The organism is Photobacterium panuliri (genome assembly GCF_059920555.1).
In genome coordinates, this window is sequence record NZ_CP197192.1 from 2,124,823 (window position 1) to 2,141,209 (window position 16,387).

The 16,387-nt window shown below is 45.3% G+C and carries 23 protein-coding genes and 1 pseudogene; 2 read left to right on the top strand and 22 right to left on the bottom strand.

Features of this window, described 5'->3' with window-relative positions:
- The first annotated feature begins 102 nt into the window (after positions 1-102).
- Positions 103-570, top strand: a complete 468-nt coding sequence (locus ACSF8X_RS09835; protein WP_047881200.1) for a phage protein — start codon at positions 103-105, stop codon at positions 568-570.
- A gap of 27 nt (positions 571-597) precedes the next feature.
- Here the strand turns inward: ACSF8X_RS09835 and ACSF8X_RS09840 are convergent, their stop codons facing one another.
- The 15 genes from ACSF8X_RS09840 to ACSF8X_RS09910 all read right to left on the bottom strand — a co-directional run bounded on the left by ACSF8X_RS09840 (position 598) and on the right by ACSF8X_RS09910 (position 9,214).
- A complete protein-coding gene (locus tag ACSF8X_RS09840) occupies positions 598-753 on the bottom strand; it encodes a hypothetical protein (RefSeq protein ID WP_157037953.1) in 156 nt (51 codons plus the stop codon).
- 9 nt (positions 754-762) lie between these two features.
- Entirely contained in the window at positions 763-960 is a 198-nt protein-coding gene (locus tag ACSF8X_RS09845) for a hypothetical protein (RefSeq protein WP_500849805.1), read from the bottom strand.
- A gap of 94 nt (positions 961-1,054) precedes the next feature.
- Positions 1,055-1,669 (bottom strand): hypothetical protein, encoded by a 615-nt coding sequence (locus tag ACSF8X_RS09850; protein ID WP_500849806.1) that lies wholly within the window; start codon positions 1,667-1,669, stop codon positions 1,055-1,057.
- Positions 1,666-2,811, bottom strand: coding sequence for a hypothetical protein (locus ACSF8X_RS09855; protein ID WP_500849807.1), 1,146 nt, complete (start codon positions 2,809-2,811; stop codon positions 1,666-1,668). Before ACSF8X_RS09855 ends, ACSF8X_RS09850 begins: the two co-directional genes overlap by 4 nt.
- Positions 2,808-3,533 carry a hypothetical protein gene (locus ACSF8X_RS09860; RefSeq protein WP_500849808.1) on the bottom strand — a complete coding sequence of 242 codons (726 nt, stop codon included), beginning with the start codon at positions 3,531-3,533 and terminating at the stop codon, positions 2,808-2,810. Before ACSF8X_RS09860 ends, ACSF8X_RS09855 begins: the two co-directional genes overlap by 4 nt.
- On the bottom strand, positions 3,530-4,171 hold the full coding sequence (locus ACSF8X_RS09865) for a hypothetical protein (RefSeq protein ID WP_047881211.1): 642 nt from the start codon (positions 4,169-4,171) through the stop codon (positions 3,530-3,532). Before ACSF8X_RS09865 ends, ACSF8X_RS09860 begins: the two co-directional genes overlap by 4 nt.
- On the bottom strand, positions 4,155-4,541 hold the full coding sequence (locus ACSF8X_RS09870) for a hypothetical protein (protein WP_500849809.1): 387 nt from the start codon (positions 4,539-4,541) through the stop codon (positions 4,155-4,157). The genes ACSF8X_RS09865 and ACSF8X_RS09870 overlap by 17 nt, the downstream gene beginning before the upstream one ends.
- The gene (locus ACSF8X_RS09875) at positions 4,538-4,756 is read right to left on the bottom strand and encodes a hypothetical protein (protein WP_047881213.1); all 219 of its coding nucleotides are present in this window, start codon (positions 4,754-4,756) and stop codon (positions 4,538-4,540) included. Before ACSF8X_RS09875 ends, ACSF8X_RS09870 begins: the two co-directional genes overlap by 4 nt.
- Complete coding sequence (locus tag ACSF8X_RS09880; RefSeq protein WP_157037954.1) at positions 4,756-4,911, bottom strand: hypothetical protein; 156 nt, start codon at positions 4,909-4,911, stop codon at positions 4,756-4,758. The genes ACSF8X_RS09875 and ACSF8X_RS09880 overlap by 1 nt, the downstream gene beginning before the upstream one ends.
- Complete coding sequence (locus tag ACSF8X_RS09885) at positions 4,911-5,207, bottom strand: hypothetical protein (RefSeq protein WP_500849810.1); 297 nt, start codon at positions 5,205-5,207, stop codon at positions 4,911-4,913. The genes ACSF8X_RS09880 and ACSF8X_RS09885 overlap by 1 nt, the downstream gene beginning before the upstream one ends.
- A 9-nt stretch (positions 5,208-5,216) precedes the next feature.
- Positions 5,217-6,053 carry a major capsid protein P2 gene (locus ACSF8X_RS09890; protein ID WP_500849811.1) on the bottom strand — a complete coding sequence of 279 codons (837 nt, stop codon included), beginning with the start codon at positions 6,051-6,053 and terminating at the stop codon, positions 5,217-5,219.
- A 255-nt stretch (positions 6,054-6,308) separates the two neighbouring features.
- A complete protein-coding gene (locus tag ACSF8X_RS09895) occupies positions 6,309-7,778 on the bottom strand; it encodes an ATP-dependent nuclease (protein ID WP_500849812.1) in 1,470 nt (489 codons plus the stop codon).
- A gap of 123 nt (positions 7,779-7,901) precedes the next feature.
- A complete protein-coding gene (locus ACSF8X_RS09900; RefSeq protein WP_500851173.1) occupies positions 7,902-8,504 on the bottom strand; it encodes an ATP-binding protein in 603 nt (200 codons plus the stop codon).
- Between the two features lie 59 nt (positions 8,505-8,563).
- Positions 8,564-9,046, bottom strand: a complete 483-nt coding sequence (locus tag ACSF8X_RS09905; RefSeq protein WP_500849813.1) for a hypothetical protein — start codon at positions 9,044-9,046, stop codon at positions 8,564-8,566.
- Positions 9,047-9,067: 21 nt separating this feature from the next.
- On the bottom strand, positions 9,068-9,214 hold the full coding sequence (locus ACSF8X_RS09910; RefSeq protein WP_500849814.1) for a hypothetical protein: 147 nt from the start codon (positions 9,212-9,214) through the stop codon (positions 9,068-9,070).
- 5 nt (positions 9,215-9,219) lie between these two features.
- Here ACSF8X_RS09910 and ACSF8X_RS09915 point away from each other — a divergent pair.
- A pseudogene (locus ACSF8X_RS09915) lies at positions 9,220-9,705 on the top strand (transposase family protein); the annotation flags it as partial.
- A gap of 359 nt (positions 9,706-10,064) precedes the next feature.
- Here the strand turns inward: ACSF8X_RS09915 and ACSF8X_RS09920 are convergent.
- The 7 genes from ACSF8X_RS09920 to ACSF8X_RS09950 all read right to left on the bottom strand — a co-directional run bounded on the left by ACSF8X_RS09920 (position 10,065) and on the right by ACSF8X_RS09950 (position 16,387).
- Positions 10,065-10,838 (bottom strand): phosphotransferase enzyme family protein, encoded by a 774-nt coding sequence (locus tag ACSF8X_RS09920; RefSeq protein ID WP_500849815.1) that lies wholly within the window; start codon positions 10,836-10,838, stop codon positions 10,065-10,067.
- A 56-nt stretch (positions 10,839-10,894) separates the two neighbouring features.
- Positions 10,895-11,296: a VOC family protein gene (locus ACSF8X_RS09925; RefSeq protein WP_500849816.1), complete on the bottom strand. Its 402-nt coding sequence runs from the start codon at positions 11,294-11,296 to the stop codon at positions 10,895-10,897.
- A gap of 434 nt (positions 11,297-11,730) precedes the next feature.
- Complete coding sequence (locus tag ACSF8X_RS09930; RefSeq protein ID WP_084722374.1) at positions 11,731-12,072, bottom strand: hypothetical protein; 342 nt, start codon at positions 12,070-12,072, stop codon at positions 11,731-11,733.
- A gap of 238 nt (positions 12,073-12,310) precedes the next feature.
- Entirely contained in the window at positions 12,311-13,321 is a 1,011-nt protein-coding gene (locus tag ACSF8X_RS09935) for a hypothetical protein (protein WP_500849817.1), read from the bottom strand.
- 250 nt (positions 13,322-13,571) lie between these two features.
- Positions 13,572-14,144, bottom strand: coding sequence for a DUF2913 family protein (locus ACSF8X_RS09940; RefSeq protein ID WP_500849818.1), 573 nt, complete (start codon positions 14,142-14,144; stop codon positions 13,572-13,574).
- Positions 14,145-14,614: 470 nt separating this feature from the next.
- Positions 14,615-15,121 (bottom strand): virion protein, encoded by a 507-nt coding sequence (locus tag ACSF8X_RS09945; protein WP_500849819.1) that lies wholly within the window; start codon positions 15,119-15,121, stop codon positions 14,615-14,617.
- Positions 15,122-15,631: 510 nt separating this feature from the next.
- Positions 15,632-16,387 carry a DUF7003 family protein gene (locus tag ACSF8X_RS09950; protein ID WP_500849820.1) on the bottom strand — a complete coding sequence of 252 codons (756 nt, stop codon included), beginning with the start codon at positions 16,385-16,387 and terminating at the stop codon, positions 15,632-15,634.

Sequence of the window (16,387 nt, forward strand, 5' to 3'; positions counted from 1 at the left end):
CGTCTCTGGTAGTCAGTCCTTTTTAATCGCAAAAGTAGATTATTACCGCTGCGAGGAATCGGAAAAAACTTAAATTAAATAATAAGAATTGTGAGGTGCATCATGCTGCACGAGTCATTCGTCACGCTGTTCTGGCGGCATTTTGAATCAATCCGCCAAGCCGCTGCTTGGTTTCATGTCCGGGAAATTACTGTTCAACGCTGGCTCAACGGCGAAGTTGACGTTAATCCTATGGCCGAAAAATTACTGATTATTCGTGCCCGTGGCTATCTCCCCGATGATACCCGGTGGCAAGGTTTCCGAATCTGCGAAGATCGCTGCATTATCATTACTCCTGAGAACCGCGTTTTCAGTCCCAAAGAGCTGGACGCATGGGTTTTACGCAATGATGAATACCACGCCCTTAAACGAATGTACGAATTAGATTATATTCCGACCCGTTCGAACGTAGTTACGCCACTTCCGTTCCGTGGTGGCCGTCGATTGAAAGAACCTAGACAGGAAACCATCACAAAAGAACAGAAAAAGTTACACCGTAATGCGCGTGAGAAACGACGGAAAGCCAACTGATATACTACTCAAAACACCAAGGGCGCGTTATGCGCCCTTGTTTTCTATGGTAGCCAGCCGTTTTTCGTGCGACTCGATAATCTTCTTAATCCATGCGATATCGGTCTTCATGGCAATCCCGGTGCCGAACGCCGAGCAAAACCCCGTGGCGGCGGCAACCAGTACGGTTTGGTAAATGTCCACACAAGTCCCCTAGTCTTTTTCTTTGCGCAACGTGTCAAACACGCCGATGATCGCGGCGGCCACTGCCGGAATGGCTCCGCCAATTTGGGCACCGGATTCGCCAACGGTCACGGTGACCAGCTCGCTATTGCCAGTAAAAACGCCAGCGATAACGCTGCTCAACAAGATCAGGCCTGTTTTGGTGCTCGATTCCTTGAGATTAATCATAACCATCCTTTTTTACGCAGGTATTTGAGTGTATAGGCACCGATTACGATGCCCGTGACGCTGATCGCCACCGTAGTGACGGCTTTTTTGGTTGTCATGCCAGTGCGACTCCTTCCATGACTTCGTTGAAGGCGTATTTCTTGCCAACTTCCATCCGTGCCATTGCCTTGATGATCTTGGCGGCCACGGTATCGTTGCGAACATCGACCATCTGGTGTTTGCCGTACCCTGACCAGCGGCTCACCATATCGGCATAATGGTCGCTGTTGTTTTCATGGCTGGGCGCAAACGTGTGCACGATGCTGTGAATGGTGTTGATCCCGCGTTTTTGGTAGCTGCGAAGGATCCTGGCACCTGCGCGAAAGCCCCATTTGTCATCTTCGAAAATGGAAAAACGGCCATCGCTACCCACTTGGCCGCGCCAGTTGTTGCGGGTGCTGAACTCAATATTTAGTGGGTTGTTGTTGCGGATCCCCCGCGGTTGTCCGGTTGTCATATTGTCGGTCGTCCCTGTTAAGTCTTCCCAGTTCACCACCGCGCCCGGCTTATCGGTCACAATGGGTTTGCTGGGCTTGGTTGGTTTCTGATTGGGTTTGGTTTTCGTTGGTTTTGGCTTGCTGGCCTGTTGTGTCGGTGGCGACTTGCGCGTGAACCACCACGCCGCCGCACCATAGGCGGCGACCAAGGCTACGGCGGCGAATGTTCTCATGCGTAAATCCCCCGGTTAAATGGCGTTGCACTGTAACGCAGGTATAACCGCATCCCGCCGCAGTTGCGCACCGTGTTGGCATTGGCTTCGGACAGCTCGACAACCAAGCGCGTCCCGTCAAAGCTCACCATTTCCACCCCGCTATCCAGCGAACCGCTGCTGACATTGCCGCTTGCCTTGCCGTTTACCCCACGCCAAAAATACAGGTTGTTCATGGTCAGGTGGTTGAATGCCCCCGCTGGGCAAGCCACATTGGCCGAGTTTTCCAGCTCGAACTCGAACTGGTTGCCTGCGGCCGTGGTATCCAAACACACCAAGCTAAGTGCTTCGGTAAAACGGGTATAGCCGTAGCCATCGCTGCTCATATCCACCGGGCCATCTTCTAACGGGTTGCCGTCTTTATCGGTTTCAATGACCTGCATCCCCAACAGCATGACGGTCGCCATGTCGCCCGGCTTGGATTCAGTCTCGAAACAAACAAGTTCCGGTGCATTGCTCGCGCCCGACACGCGGTAAACCTGCGACTCAAGGGTGATCATGTTGTAGCTGGTCGAAGGTGGTGTTTCGTAAATGCTTTCGGTGGTAGTCAGTGACGTTTCGCTGTAGAGCCGGCCTTGAACATCGCCCCGCTGAAACCCAACTGTCACCGTCACATCGGCATTGGCGGCAAACAGTGCCTTGGCCTTGAAGTAAGCGACACGGCGTGGCAGGTGCAACGCCTGATAAATCATCCCCTTGCAGTTGTTGGCCGACACCCAAATATCATTGGCGGCAAACGGGATTGCAGTGAAAAACGCTGGGAAGTGTAAATTGCGGTGGGCACTGAAACTGGCCGATTTGGCGGCATCGAGCGGCGGCCCCTGCTCGAAGTTCCAGCCATCGGCAAAGTGCCCCGCGTTCTGGTGCGGGTTGCCTTGAATCGCCCCCGGCTTGGGCTCTCCGGTAAATTTGGTGTGCTGCGCGCTGTTTGACGCATGATCCAAAAATGCCGGGTTGCGCACGTAGTTTTTGACGGGCATCCCCGACTCGCCCAACTGGCCGCCAAGGTCTGCCAATGCCTTGTCCATCAAATCGGCCAGAAACTCAATCTTGTTGCGGGCACTGCCTTGCGGCAGCAACTCGCGTGTGGTTTTCCCTGTCATCGTGTGACCTCGATAATTTCAATGGTGTCGCCGTCCGTCCCGGCAAAAGCCAGCGCGGCGGTGGTTTCCAGTTTGATATGCTCCCCGGCGGCCAGTGACCAGCCGCCCCCAATCACCACGGTCGCGGTGTTGGCACTGCCAGCCTTGACCAAAACGTGACAACGTGACGGATTGGCGGCTAACTCAACATCGCCCGCTATTGTTAGCACTTGGCTTGCGCATTTCTCCGGGATTGCGGGCTTGGTAGTCAGTGCCGTGGTGCTGTAGACCCGAACCGCCTGCCCGTTTTCCAATTTCATCCGGGGCAATTCGCCAATCGCCAGTTTTTGCCCTTCGGCCAATACCATTTCCGGCATTTGGGTGACGGCAAAGCCCTGATCTGCCTCGAAGGCCATCGGCGGCATCTTGCCAATATCAATGGCCTGATTCGGTGACAGCGTCACACTCGGCATGGCCGTGACTTCGACCTCGCGCCCATCGGACGGCGGCACATAGCGACCATAACCGCAGACAATCATCACGTTGCCCGCCTCGCCCATGTTCTCGACCGTCACCCGGCCGGACAAACGCGGGTCGATGATCTGCGCGCCCTGCTTCAATCGGTATTCGCCGCGCTCGGTGGTGATCTGCACCGACCCGTCGCAAGCTTCGACAAACAAAAATTCCCCGACCGCCTGAAACTGGCAACGCTGTCGCGGCTGCATGTACTGTTGAAAACTCATCGCTTCCCCTTAACAAAAAAGATGCCGACCAGTCCCAACATCACCATGCCGACAATAATGGTCATCTGGCGGCTGGTCGCGACCTGCCCGCCGTCCACTTTCATTTCGGCCAATTCCTTGAGGGCTTTCAGGTTCTTGCTGTTCTGCGAGGCTTGATTGCCAGCCAAGCCTGCAACCATCTGCAAATTTTCATGGTGGGCATCACTGACTGAATCAATCGCGTTGGCGGATACCTTGCTGTTGAGTTCAAGGGCACTTTCCCCAAACGCCATCGCATCGCTGACGGTATCGCGGCCAAAGTCCATCGCCTCGCGAATAGATCGCTCGCCCATGTCGAGCGCGGCCTTTGATACACCCTCGTTACTGTCCAATGCGGCCTTGGCAACATCTTCCATCCCGTCGAGTGCCTTGGTGCTAACTTTGGTATTGCTGGACAATGCCAACTCACCCAACCCGGCGGCCATTTCCATTGCGCCGTGGTCTGTCATGCTGACATTGAATGTCGAATCGGCCACGCCCGACACCATCAATCCGTTGTTGTCACCGCTCGCGGCCGCCGAACCGCTGACATTCTTGGTATTGTTGGTGGTATTGGTAGTCGTGGTGGTTTTGTTTGAACTGCTACTTTTCCCGCCCATACTCTGCCTTAATCATCAAATATCCGTCTTCGTCCCACCCATCCGGGTACACGGGCAAGCCAATCATCTTCAGGAATCGCAGTTGTGCCGGGCGTTGGGTGTGGCAACGGATAAAGCGGCAACCCAATTGCTGCCCGTAGTCAAACAGCACCTTCGCGCCTTGGCGCAAATCACCGACAAAGCCGACCGCCACCAATTCGAGATCACCGTTCGGGTACTGCTCTACCCGCAAGAGCGTGACCGATTCGCCAATAGTAAAAACGGCCTCCCTGCCAGCCAGCACTTCGCGGTGTACCTCGGCGGCATAGTCCCCGAGGATTGGGGACAATACCGCTTTGGCTTCCTGCCACTTACACGGTTCAAGCCTCATTTTTTCAGCACCATGTAAGCAATGGCGATCCCGCCGAGCAGTAACGCCCATGTCGGAATGCCGTTGTTGCTGCCCATGTTGATAGACCCGCCGCGAAAACCGGATTCGTTTTTGGAGTCCGTTTTGTTGTCGTTCTTGCCGTGGGCGGCCGAGGGACCGGCACTGCCGCCCTGCAAACCGCCGCCACCCGTGAGTGAAGTCATTGCGCCAAGCATTACTTGATCACCCCCGTGATTTTCATCAGCCAGAACCCCATGCCGACCGCGATACCAATCCGCACCGTGTTGCCCAGCTTCTCACTGGTAAACACCCCCATGAAGTAGCTAATGGTGCCGATAAGCAACGGCCAAAATAATGCTGCAACTGGCATCACTTACCCCGCATCAATAACACCATTGCCAGCATCAGGACGGCGAACCCGCCGCCCATCAAAAGCAAGGTTTGGTTATCCATCATGCCGCCGTTGTAAATCGGCTGCCCCGTTGGCTGCTGGGCGGGCTCCTGCTGCTGCGGAACGCGGTTTTCTTCTGGGGCGGCCGAGCTGACTTTGTCGGCCTCATGGTCAAACCATGAATCAACCCACTGCTCGCCGCCTTCCAACGTAGAATCCCAAATACCGCCCAGCGTTTCGCCGATGTTGTCGAAGATGGTGCCGAAGTTTTCCATCGCGCCCCCTTATGCCTGCTTGGTAGGCAACGCCGTGACTTGCTCCACTGCTTCGACGATAACCGGCACACTGCCCACGCTTTCCTTGTCCAGCTCGAACGCCAACTGGCTGCGGGCGGCAGTGTTCAACATGCCGTCAGCACCAAAGCCATAGCGGATAAAGTCGAGGCTGAACCAACCGTCATTCTGCTCTTTCTTGGATTGCGCCAAGTCGAAGGCGTTGTCGGTCTTGGTGACGTTCAATTCTTCGTAGTTGTCACGTAGGACACGAACGCGGCCGATGGAATCGTCAAGGAAGTGAATGCGCTTGAGGTTGAGTGCCGGGCTACGCTCGGCAAAGTCAAATGGTGTGCGGCCTGTTGCCGAAGCAAACCAAGTCAGCTCATAAAGGCGCGGCATGTAATAGCGCGTGGCCTGTGACGGCAGCACATGGGCACGGGCGCGAATGGTTGGCATCGCGGTGCCCGCTGGTTTGGATTTCAGGGTGATATACACAAACCAAATTTCACCGCCCAAGGTAACAAGGTCGGTTTGACGTACGCCAATTTTGGTGCGCAGCGTGGCATCACCAAACGAGATCACATAGCGACCCGGCTGGGCGTAGTTCTTGCGGTGGGCTTGCAGTTTGACCAGTGTTTCACCCGACACGTTGAACTTGGCCGAACCGTTTAGCGATACTTCGACGCGCTCAATATCACTTGGATCGGTAATGTCGGTGACCAGCTCGATGCTGTGATAAGTGGGACCCGCAACAAGGCGAAGCGAGGCACGCTGGCCCCAGCCAACACCCTCTACCGGATCAAGTTCTTTCGGACGCGGCGCGAACGGGGTTTGAATCAGTTCCATTTCGCCCCCTTACCCGATTGCGTCTTCAACGGCATCAACGTTGTTCGATGCCCAGACCACAGCACCCGCAACCAGCAAGGCAATGACGCCCGTGATCACATAGCCTTTCGTTTTTGCACTCATAGTGTTTGCTCTCTGTTGGTTTACTAAAAGACCCCAACAGGAAACCAAGGGATTTGGTTACAAGGCAAACGAAAAAAAGCCCGCTAAACCTATAGGCTTGCGGGCTTTTGGAAATGTGATTTGGATTAAATATTATTCCGTAAGTATTTGTCTAATACTCTCAGCTAAATCATTACAATATTCTTCATTATTTCTCATCCACAAAGAAATAAATGCTCCTCGAACAATATCCTCACTAACGAAGCCAATATCAATACCAACTTGGTTAAATAACAAATGAGGGTCCCTGTTTGTTTTGATTACCGTTTCTACCGTCTGTCGAACTTTATCTTGAGACTCAGGTGAACGTTGACAAGATACTGTTAGCAAAGCAATTAAATCATCCAATCGCTCAAGAATATCTTCATAAATTGTCAATTCGGGTTGTTCACCAGGCAATCGATAAATACCATGTTCACGGCTATCATGCTGAGATGAATCACCATCAATAATACAAAGTGATTTGAATGAAATTGATGGATTAGAATTGTGTGATGTATGTGTATTTACAGCATTTCCATCACCGGCAACAGAATAAACTTCGACCTGATTAAATTGTTCCCCTAACTTTTCTCTTAGTATTGCATCAACCCAATGTTTGGCAAATAAATCTTCAACAAATATTGCTAACTCTTTATCAACGCGGCCAGAAACAGCTCGGAGTGCTTCAACACTGAGCCTGCCCTGTTTCAATTTCCCGTTAATACACGCCCAAATAGCTTCATTTGGTAATGGGCTTAGAGCATAATCACTATGTGTGGTGAATATTGCTTGAATGCTTTTTCTTCTAGCAACATCAATTAAATATTCAACCATCCTTCTTGTTGCTACTGGATGCAGACCATTTTCAATTTCTTCAATAAAAATTAATGAATTATTTGGTGCGGATTCAATTTCTTTAATCATTCTGATAATTGATGATTCACCTGCTCCAAAGTGGAATTCAGAATAATTTACGCCAGCACTATTACCAACTAGAAAGTTGTCATTATTTCCAATATCAGCAATACGGAAATCACTTACATTTTTGCCAAGGACATGTTCAACTTGAGTCGAGACATTTGTATCTATTCCTGAGATTGAACCACGATGAGAATATGTTGACCTCATCAGCTTTTTATATTTACTTTTTTCACCTGCTGGAACCGTACGCTCAATTCCAAAGTAAATCGTTGAACGTTCTAAAACATCCGATCTGACCCATTTAGCACTTCTAAAATTACTATTTCGGCGAACTGTTTGACGTGGATTCATTGCCTTATCAATGGCTTCATATTCTGCCCGCCATCCCGCCATACTATCATCACCAATAGCACTTTTTGGGAAGAAAACACTCGGTTTGATAGATTTATAAGCACAAGCAGCAGCACCTAAAATAGATGATTTACCACTACCATTTGGACCGATTAATGCTGTTACAGGGAAATCAAAATTAATAGTCTCGCCTGAAAAACCTCGAATCTTATTTACATCGACTCGAAGTAGATACTTGCCGTAGTCTTGAGTTCTAACTTTTTCCTGCAAGGCAGCTTTTACTGAATCCCTAATTTCACTTCTGTTCATAAATCGACTCAACAATCAGATATGCAATTGATGGATATTAGCATATATGAAATGCTATAAGTAAGTGATTTAAATCAGTAAAAAAATAAAAATCCGTTCTGAAAGCATTGAAGTCAAACTGTATTACCAATGAATTAGTCCTTGTCTATAAATTTTCCCATCCTGCAATATGTATTCAAGCTTCTGCAGTGGGATGATCTCACTGGCGGGTATGCCTGTTTTCCGTTGTAGGTAGTGGGCACTGTCATCGGCCTTTTGCATCATCACGCAAGCGAATTGGCAGTTATCAATGATGGTTTTCGACACCTCCTGCCCACGCTGAAACATGTTGATGCAGTGCAAACCGAACTTGCGCCCTAGCCTCAAGATTTTACCGTGATACCCGGTGGCCTTTCCGGCTGTACTGGTATGCTCGGCCACTTCCTCGCACACCACTTTTAGCGGTTTGGGGTGTTTACCGTTACCGCATCCCCAAACGACCATACAGAATTTATCGAAATCGGCTTCGGTGGTTTCGTGTTGTGGCGCATAGGCAATCTTGAAGCCCTGCTTAGTTTTTCGCCCGGCAATCAAGGCTTGGGCAAAGTCTTTCAGTTTGGCATAGCTGCGAACCTTGCGCCCGGCCAGCTCGCCCTCATAATCCCCAAGCGGATCAAAAATGGCGACTTGGTCGGTCGGTTTGATAAACAGCTTTTTGGCTGCGGAGGTTTTCCCGCAGCCAGACATACCAACCACATAGACATGATGATTACTCAGGGCATTGTTTTGGTTGATAGGTTGGAGTTTCACGCGGCCACCTCGGTATTCTCGCGGTTGGTGGTTTCGCGCTCTTTGGCTTGCTGGGCAATGTCTTCGGCCTTGAGCTGTTTCACCTGCATGAAACTCGATAGCCCCAACATCCCGATGGCGAACACGGCCATGATTTCATCCATATACTTGGCCAACCACGGCGGCGGGTTCGCTCCGTATTTGACGATCAGCGGTGCGACTTTGGTGGCAACGGCTTCGCACTGCTCCGGGTCAAACTTGAAACGCGGGTGCAGCATGGTTTTCATGGTCTGTTCAATAGTCATCAGGCCAACACAAACAATCCCTGCGGCGGCTTCGGTTTCGAGTGCCTGCTCTTTGACTTCGGTTTGGCTTAATTCCGGGTCAAAATCATCATCCAGACTATTGATGAATGCCCGTTCGTCCTGCTCGTTATGGTTTTCGACCATATCTACAGGTGTGGTTTCGGTTTGAATTTCGCCTTGTTGTTCGGTATTCATTCGCTTTCCTTGTCTATAGGTTTAAATTCGGGTGACGACACCGCCAGTCAGTGCCCCAAGTACCAGCCCGCCAAGCACAAACCGCCAGAATCCGACTGGTTTTTCGCCTTCCGGCTCGGTTTGCTGTGGTTTTTGGTTCGCCTTGGACTCTTGTTGTGACACCGTCACAGTAAGGTCGCAGCGAGAAATGCTGCCTCTTGGTTTACATCGATGATGCCACCGGCCGCCTGATGAACCTGCGCTTCAGTGAAACTGAATCGGCTTTCGATTACATGGTCGCAACTCGCGAGTACCTTGAACAACACGGCAAGCCAACTGCCTTCAACAGTGATCGCCATGCCGTTTTTCATGTCAGCAAGCGTGATGCGCAAACCGACCGACTCACCCAATTTGGTCGTGTTCTTCAAGACCTTAATATCGAGCTTATTTGTGCCAACAGTTCACAAGCTAAAGGCCGTGTCGAGCGAGCCAACAAAACCTTACAAGATCGCTTAGTTAAAGAAATGCGATTACAAGGAATCGATACTATCGAGCAAGCGAATGCATGGCTCCCCGACCTCATCGCTGATTTCAACCAGCGCTTTGCCAAACCGGCGCATTATCCCAAGGACATGCACCGGGCAGTACATGAGTCGCCCGGCGAAATCGATGATATCTTTTAATGAAAAGATCTGACTTCCCTACTCTATGGTTATGTTTTGCTATGCTGTTACATCAAATTCATTAGACTTTTTGTATAAACGGTCAATCGCTGTGTGGTTATTTTGAGCTATATGTATGCATATTACCCTAAGCTACAGCGTAATATGGTAAATCGTAACTTGAATATCGTTAGATATGCTAAATCTGACGTTATTTGTTAAAAAATAGGCTTTGTGTTGCCATTATCAAGTTAAATTAAGTACATTAAGTGACGCTGTCACAGTTTTATCTTGTTGTTTTGATGTGGGTGAATAATGGCATGTGGCTATTAAAATACTTGATAACGTAAAGACAAGTATAATTGATAGGATGCTGACTAATAGATCAATCCATGGCGTATTTCTTCCGCATTACTTTTGATATATTCAATATCGCTTAAATAAGCAAGATGGTGACCCTGTTCGATATTATCAGCAAATTGCCTATTTCCTTTCATGGCTTCCTTCTTCATAAAGTTCACCAATGACTGTATCCGTAAAAACATAAACTCTGGAAGTTGACTCTTTTGCTCTGATGTTAGCCCATAACTGTCGCAAAATAATTCTGCACGTTGCGTTTGTTCAGTGAAAGTTCCTAGTCTATCCACATTATCGGTTTTAAATGGTGCCCAGCAATATAAAGCATACGCAATATCCCATAACCTAGGGGCTGGATGTGCGGCATCAAAATCGAACACTCCTACAACATTATTTCCAATTAAAGCAGCATTGTACGGAGCAAAATCACCATGACAGATAACCTCGTAAGGTTCACGAGGCTCAAGCATCCAATTAAGTGATGTTGTATTCTTTTGGTGGAGGAATGAAACAGATGCATCATGAATCCTTCTAAGTAGTTTAGCTGCCGTGATTAATGCTTCTGATGTTGCGATATTTCCAATTAATGGATAATCAAAAGTTAAGCCTTCTACCAGGCTTAATTTTTCTTGATTTCCCTCAATACCTATAAATCTTGGTGATTCAGTTATACCTTCTTGCTCTAGGTGATGCAGAAAACGATGGACGCTTTTGCTCCATGTATTGAGTGGACGATAGACAACACTCCCCTTTTTATGGATATTTGACTTCCTGCTGTCTTCTAATTTAGCCATATACTGATCCCTACAATATCGATACCTACTCTTACTTCAATTGGTAATGTCACGACTCATTTTAAGTTGTCAAAGTATGGCTTGAATTCATCACTTGGTTCGCGTGATGAGTAAATATAAACGGAGTTTCCTATCGGATCTAAAACAGAAAAACCGCGATCACCCCATGGATGATCGTTTAGTGGCATAATGACCTGAAGTCCTGCATTTATTAAACGTGAATGTTCTGAATCTACATCATCGACGAGGAAATTTAGCATTACCCCATTTCCACCAAAAACAGGCATATTTTCTTGTGGTTGAATAAAACAAAGCTCTGTGCCAATACCGTCTATTTTCAAAATAATGTACCAACCGCAATCAAAAACTGTTTTTGCTGATAAATACGTTCGATAAAATTCTCGGCAAGCAGCGACTTCTGATGTGCAAAAGCATGTGGATAGTTTTTTTATTTTCATACGACATCCTCATCCTTATTGTCATTAATTGGATAGTTAACCTAAGAATCGCAAGATCTGCCTATAGTGTCTATGGGTAAAATCCTTGACGCTATAAATAACAAAAATTATTTAAGAAAGATGTGATGCAAAGCTAGCAAAAATTGTACGTTCCGGCACTTTCATAGCTTTATTTATTAGCTAATAAATACCTTATATGAGAGTAAAAACGAGTCTTAACTCAGCCGCAGCGTACAAATAATGACCGAGATGATGGTTTAATGATATAAGAAACGAAATCACAGGTCAGATATCGGGCGAATCGATCGATATGTCAGCGTAAATGCATGATTTGTGACACTGTCACATTGATGTTGTTGGTTTATTCTGCCAATGTTCCCCATCCCCATCCCCATCCATCAAGACAAAAAAAGCCCCAAAGGGGCTTTATTTGATTAACTCTCAATGATTTCAACAGGTCCATGGTCATCACAGTGATCACCATGTTGATGATGCAATCTACCATTAACAATATAATCGATATGATCACCATGTTGGATGGCTTCATGACCACAGTCAGGACCATGAACATGCTCTCCACATAAATGTTCTGCATTACATTCATCTGGATGCTTCTCATTAATAGCAATGACATGTTCATCACAGTGATCACCATGCGGATGATGCAATACACCATCGACAACGTAATCAATATGGCCATTATGGCGAATAGCAGTATGCCCGCAACCAGGGCCGTGAACATGATTAGAATGAGAATGAATTTTTGAACATGACATCCTTGTATCTCCTATTGGTAAATTAACAGTAACCAACTAAATTATAGTTGGCTCTAAAATTAATAGTTATCTTACCGTTCAAAATGTGAGTCTACTCAAATTGAAAAAGCCCACTCGCAGATCGTTTGTGGGCTTTTGAATGGTCAACCTAATCTATCAACTAATTAATATACGTGTATTTCATCCAATCTTGCTTGGTAATTAATACCATCATCGGTATTAAAGTTAATAGGAATTTTCATTTTATGGAAACGCTCATTCTCTTCCCATCTGAAATCCTAATAAATGAACCTAAGATGTTATCGTTATATTGATTCATTTTCCATTCTGCAGTATATACCCACTTCTGCATCATATTGTCATAACGGCCTTCTTTGAAACATTGAGCTATTGCGTCAATACAGTCAACTTTGTGTAATTCAATTGGTGTTTGATATTTATCATACCAATATGACCACCCGCCATGTTTAATATTTACGACTGTAATAGGATATTTATCTGCAATTTTTCCTCGGAAAACTCTATAAGGCGTTTGTATGTTGGAGAGCGAGTGTGTTTGGTTCGATAAATACTGAATACCATCATTACTTAAATATGGTTTAAGCTCTTCATATGAAAGTGTATTTTCAAACTTTCCGATTTCATCAAGTGCCCTCGATGCATGGTTTGAACATCGACCAAACGTTATAGTCAGCTGGTTATCAGACAAATGAAAATTAGTATCTTCGTCAATTTTGTCATAGTTATCTCTGAATCTATTTTGATAACAATCATTATATAAGTAATACTCGCCCATGACATATTCATCAGAATTATCATCCGGTTTATTTATGATATATTTTTTGACCCTATTTAGGTTGTCACTTCTTAATCTTATTTCAAGTGATTTTGTACCTTCTGGTGATAATAGATCTACTAAAGTGATTGGTCGGCCAGAATATTTATCAAAGAGAAATGTATTTTCTCCCCATTCACAATAAGCACCACAAGCATCCCCTGAAATGGTTACTTCTATATAATTTTTCTTTTCTGTCACTATCGGTTCGTAAAAAGAGAAAACTCTTCGATAGCTATCGGTTGTTCTAAATGGGCTCGATGATTTACTAGCAAAATCTTCTTCTTGTAATGTTTTATCGAAGTAATAATATTGAAGGAAAATATTAATACGAGAAGCACTTTCTGGATATTTTTCAGATACAAAAAAAGGAAAATCTGACTCAGAAAAATGAGGATTCTTCACATTTTTCATTGTGAATTCATTTGCAGATGCGAGACTTGGCAACAGGAGAACCAAGCCAGAAAGAAGCGTTATTGGTATAATCGATTTCATATAACTTTAGTGATCTACTCCAAATGTGAAGATTGACCATCCTATACAAAAAGCAAATAAAATCAATAAATTAAGGTTAATAAGTTTTTCTTAAAAGCCCCTTTAGGGGCTTTATGACTTTAAGAAAATACGTTACGTTGTCGCATTTCCTACTATCTAAAGTTGAGGCTTAGCGCCTAAATAACTCTACCCTTAGGTGGCTTTCATCTTCATAAGCGACAACAGATTGAAAGTAATAAGCTTTATCTATAACAGATGAAAATATATCTTTATATTCAGGGCTACCAATGAACAGGATTTGAGTCGATTTGCACATCAATCCATCATCATCAAAGCTAGCTTTTAAATTTTCATCAACAACACAGACTAATACTTGGCCAAATCGAGCTGAAAGATCTATCTTATGCGCACTTGAGTACTGCACTTTTGTTTTCAGTTCAGATTCAATCTCTTCAATCAGAACAACAAAGCGATAGAGATCAGTTGAGCTGTTGTTTAGCAAGCGGTCGTGCTCAATATCTAAAATGTTTTCCAAATTAGCATCAGCTTGCCGCCCCAGTAAGATCCAATGTTTGACAGATTTCCTGATTTTTCTGTAACGCTCAATCTTAGCGATTCGTTTTAAGTATTTCAAAAGCAGGTTGTTGCTTTCAGATTTCGTCAGTGGTTTTTCCAGTTTTTTGAATTCGACAAGCAATAGAGCATTGGTACTAACATCAAGTAGCATCTGAGATTGGGTCATTGGCGTAACAATTTGTAGCGGGTGTTACTGCTATCATACTCTTATTGCTGACAGAAAGTAGTCTATGCTCCATTCTTCTTCATAAAAAAAGGCGCTTGATGGTTTTTTGTCCGCATTTTGGGCCGCAAATCATGAGATCACTAAGAAAAAGTGTGTAGTTAGTTAATTTTAAAGATTTCTTTAACGCTGGGGAGCTATCGCCACTCGGCATTGTGTGACAGTGTCACTATCACGGATCACGAAATCGTCGTACCACAATGTGATATAGACTGGGGAAAAACTGGGCTTGTATTACAACAAGCTGATTTGTGGGCTTTTTCCCTAAAAATTACCTATTCTGCCTGCGCTTCGCTAACTAATAAGTTACGCTTTATCACATCTAGCTCTTAGGTGTTGTTACGGCGGTTTGGAAGGCATTTATCTTTCACCAAACAATGTATTGGCCGCCTTTTCTTTTCATCTTAATGCCACTATGCCAGGTCAACGCCTGCTTTTACTTCATCGAAACTGTACTGGTAACCAACTTCCATTCTTGCCATAGATTGAATGATACGAGTAATCGTTTTTGAATCATTAAAATCTAGTTTTTGTGTCAAGCCATAGCCACTCCACTGTGCGACCATCCTGGCGTAATGCTCACTGTTATTTTCGTGGTTAGGTGCAAACACATGTACAATTCCTGAAATGGTATCGATTCCTCTACGTTGATAGCTTCTTAATACGCGCGCTCCTGCGCGAAAGCCATACTTTTGTTCTGAAAAAATGACAAAACGACCATCACTACCAAGCTGGCCGATCCAATCATTATTCTTATTGAACTCGATATTCAATGGATTGTTGTTTCGAATACCGCGGATGTTACGGTTAGCGGGTGAAGATGCAGCTCTCGGCTTACCCTTTTGAAAGATAGCGTTCTTACCCACCAGCTTAACAAGGAATTTGTACATTTTGTTTGTTATGTGTTTTTTAATATTCATTATCGTCTTCAATCTTTATTGCCCTTATTTTTTATAGCTTATGAAAAGATATGTCCACCAGCGATATTGCCCTCTTCCATTTTGTACTAGCAAGGCTTTGGTTTTTTTATGAGATGTTTATGTATTTAATTACCACGACAAAGTTATAGTGCATTAGGCGTATTCCTGAGAGAATTAAAAGCATCGGGCATGTGAAAACAAGTGCCTAATAAACAATCCTTCGCTGTTGGATTATCTACTCAGTAGATTAAAACCAAACGGCCCACCATACACATGGCATCATACTCTCAAAAGTAACATCTGAATGAATAATACTGCCCTTCACAAGCTTATTACCTTCATTTCAGCATTCTACCCTTTCACGATTTCTATCTACATCTGCAAGCTCTTCATTGGAATCAGGTGCTGCACAATAGCACCAAGTAGATCAGGAAAAACGAGGGTCCCCTCGCCAAATTAATGTTGCGGATCTTGCTTTGGCTAAGCGGGTGCCCCTGTTAGGCTCAACCTTCATAAGGTGCCTGCATCAGGCCAATTAACCCAATGTGTGTTTTCATCTTTAGTCTGTTTATAACTCTTTGCACTACCTACTTCTATAGCTTTGACAACTTGCTTGAAGGTGTTTGATGAACTTGGTAAATCCCCTCTTGAAATATCAGGATGACTCCAAGCATCAAGCTGAAGTAATAGCTTCAATTCCGGAGAAACACTTACTCGCCTCTCATCTTCTGTACATAGAACTAGGTCTCTATACTTATGAGCTAGAAATCGACAGAACTCAAAAGTAAGAGGACTTTCTTCCTCAAGCTCGATGCCGTACTTTTGGTATTCTGGTAATTCAGGAACCAATACCTTATTACCACGAAGTACGCACACCCCCTTCGTTTTTGTATACTCCAAGTCTTTTTCATCTAGCCAATCATCATTTTCAATTGGATAAATTAATCTGGATTCATTATATGGATTGGACTTTAGATAACCGTTATAAGCATCTTCAGTCGCATAATTTGAAGAAAGATTTCGGTTATGTAATTTACTTGAGAACGTGTAAATCTGAACATCAGGATCACCAGATCTTGGGGAAAAACCAAAGACTTCAATAACTATTGCCCAGTCTTCATTAGAGCGATAAACAGACATTCTTGTTGCGGCTAAGTAAACATAACCATTATCTAAAACAGGGAACGTAGACTCTTCCGCACATGTATCCAAAATCTTTAATATTTGTTCTGATGTCCAATTCATATCATTTTTGTCTCTATACAT

What these genes read in the sequence shown, in the direction of transcription:
- ACSF8X_RS09835 (WP_047881200.1), top strand. Translation starts at nt 103, where the DNA reads ATGCTGCACGAGTCATTCGTCACGCTGTTCTGGCGGCATTTTGAATCA.
- ACSF8X_RS09890 (WP_500849811.1), bottom strand. Translation starts at nt 6,053, where the DNA reads ATGGAACTGATTCAAACCCCGTTCGCGCCGCGTCCGAAAGAACTTGAT.
- ACSF8X_RS09945 (WP_500849819.1), bottom strand. Translation starts at nt 15,121, where the DNA reads ATGAATATTAAAAAACACATAACAAACAAAATGTACAAATTCCTTGTT.
- ACSF8X_RS09930 (WP_084722374.1), bottom strand. Translation starts at nt 12,072, where the DNA reads ATGTCATGTTCAAAAATTCATTCTCATTCTAATCATGTTCACGGCCCT.
- ACSF8X_RS09850 (WP_500849806.1), bottom strand. Translation starts at nt 1,669, where the DNA reads ATGAGAACATTCGCCGCCGTAGCCTTGGTCGCCGCCTATGGTGCGGCG.
- ACSF8X_RS09875 (WP_047881213.1), bottom strand. Translation starts at nt 4,756, where the DNA reads ATGCTTGGCGCAATGACTTCACTCACGGGTGGCGGCGGTTTGCAGGGC.
- ACSF8X_RS09870 (WP_500849809.1), bottom strand. Translation starts at nt 4,541, where the DNA reads ATGAGGCTTGAACCGTGTAAGTGGCAGGAAGCCAAAGCGGTATTGTCC.
- ACSF8X_RS09845 (WP_500849805.1), bottom strand. Translation starts at nt 960, where the DNA reads ATGATTAATCTCAAGGAATCGAGCACCAAAACAGGCCTGATCTTGTTG.
- ACSF8X_RS09865 (WP_047881211.1), bottom strand. Translation starts at nt 4,171, where the DNA reads ATGGGCGGGAAAAGTAGCAGTTCAAACAAAACCACCACGACTACCAAT.
- ACSF8X_RS09880 (WP_157037954.1), bottom strand. Translation starts at nt 4,911, where the DNA reads ATGCCAGTTGCAGCATTATTTTGGCCGTTGCTTATCGGCACCATTAGC.
- ACSF8X_RS09925 (WP_500849816.1), bottom strand. Translation starts at nt 11,296, where the DNA reads ATGAAAATAAAAAAACTATCCACATGCTTTTGCACATCAGAAGTCGCT.
- ACSF8X_RS09905 (WP_500849813.1), bottom strand. Translation starts at nt 9,046, where the DNA reads ATGAATACCGAACAACAAGGCGAAATTCAAACCGAAACCACACCTGTA.
- ACSF8X_RS09940 (WP_500849818.1), bottom strand. Translation starts at nt 14,144, where the DNA reads ATGACCCAATCTCAGATGCTACTTGATGTTAGTACCAATGCTCTATTG.
- ACSF8X_RS09855 (WP_500849807.1), bottom strand. Translation starts at nt 2,811, where the DNA reads ATGACAGGGAAAACCACACGCGAGTTGCTGCCGCAAGGCAGTGCCCGC.
- ACSF8X_RS09920 (WP_500849815.1), bottom strand. Translation starts at nt 10,838, where the DNA reads ATGGCTAAATTAGAAGACAGCAGGAAGTCAAATATCCATAAAAAGGGG.
- ACSF8X_RS09950 (WP_500849820.1), bottom strand. Translation starts at nt 16,387, where the DNA reads ATGTATAGAGACAAAAATGATATGAATTGGACATCAGAACAAATATTA.
- ACSF8X_RS09935 (WP_500849817.1), bottom strand. Translation starts at nt 13,321, where the DNA reads ATGAAAAATGTGAAGAATCCTCATTTTTCTGAGTCAGATTTTCCTTTT.
- ACSF8X_RS09860 (WP_500849808.1), bottom strand. Translation starts at nt 3,533, where the DNA reads ATGAGTTTTCAACAGTACATGCAGCCGCGACAGCGTTGCCAGTTTCAG.
- ACSF8X_RS09885 (WP_500849810.1), bottom strand. Translation starts at nt 5,207, where the DNA reads ATGGAAAACTTCGGCACCATCTTCGACAACATCGGCGAAACGCTGGGC.
- ACSF8X_RS09900 (WP_500851173.1), bottom strand. Translation starts at nt 8,504, where the DNA reads ATGTCTGGCTGCGGGAAAACCTCCGCAGCCAAAAAGCTGTTTATCAAA.
- ACSF8X_RS09895 (WP_500849812.1), bottom strand. Translation starts at nt 7,778, where the DNA reads ATGAACAGAAGTGAAATTAGGGATTCAGTAAAAGCTGCCTTGCAGGAA.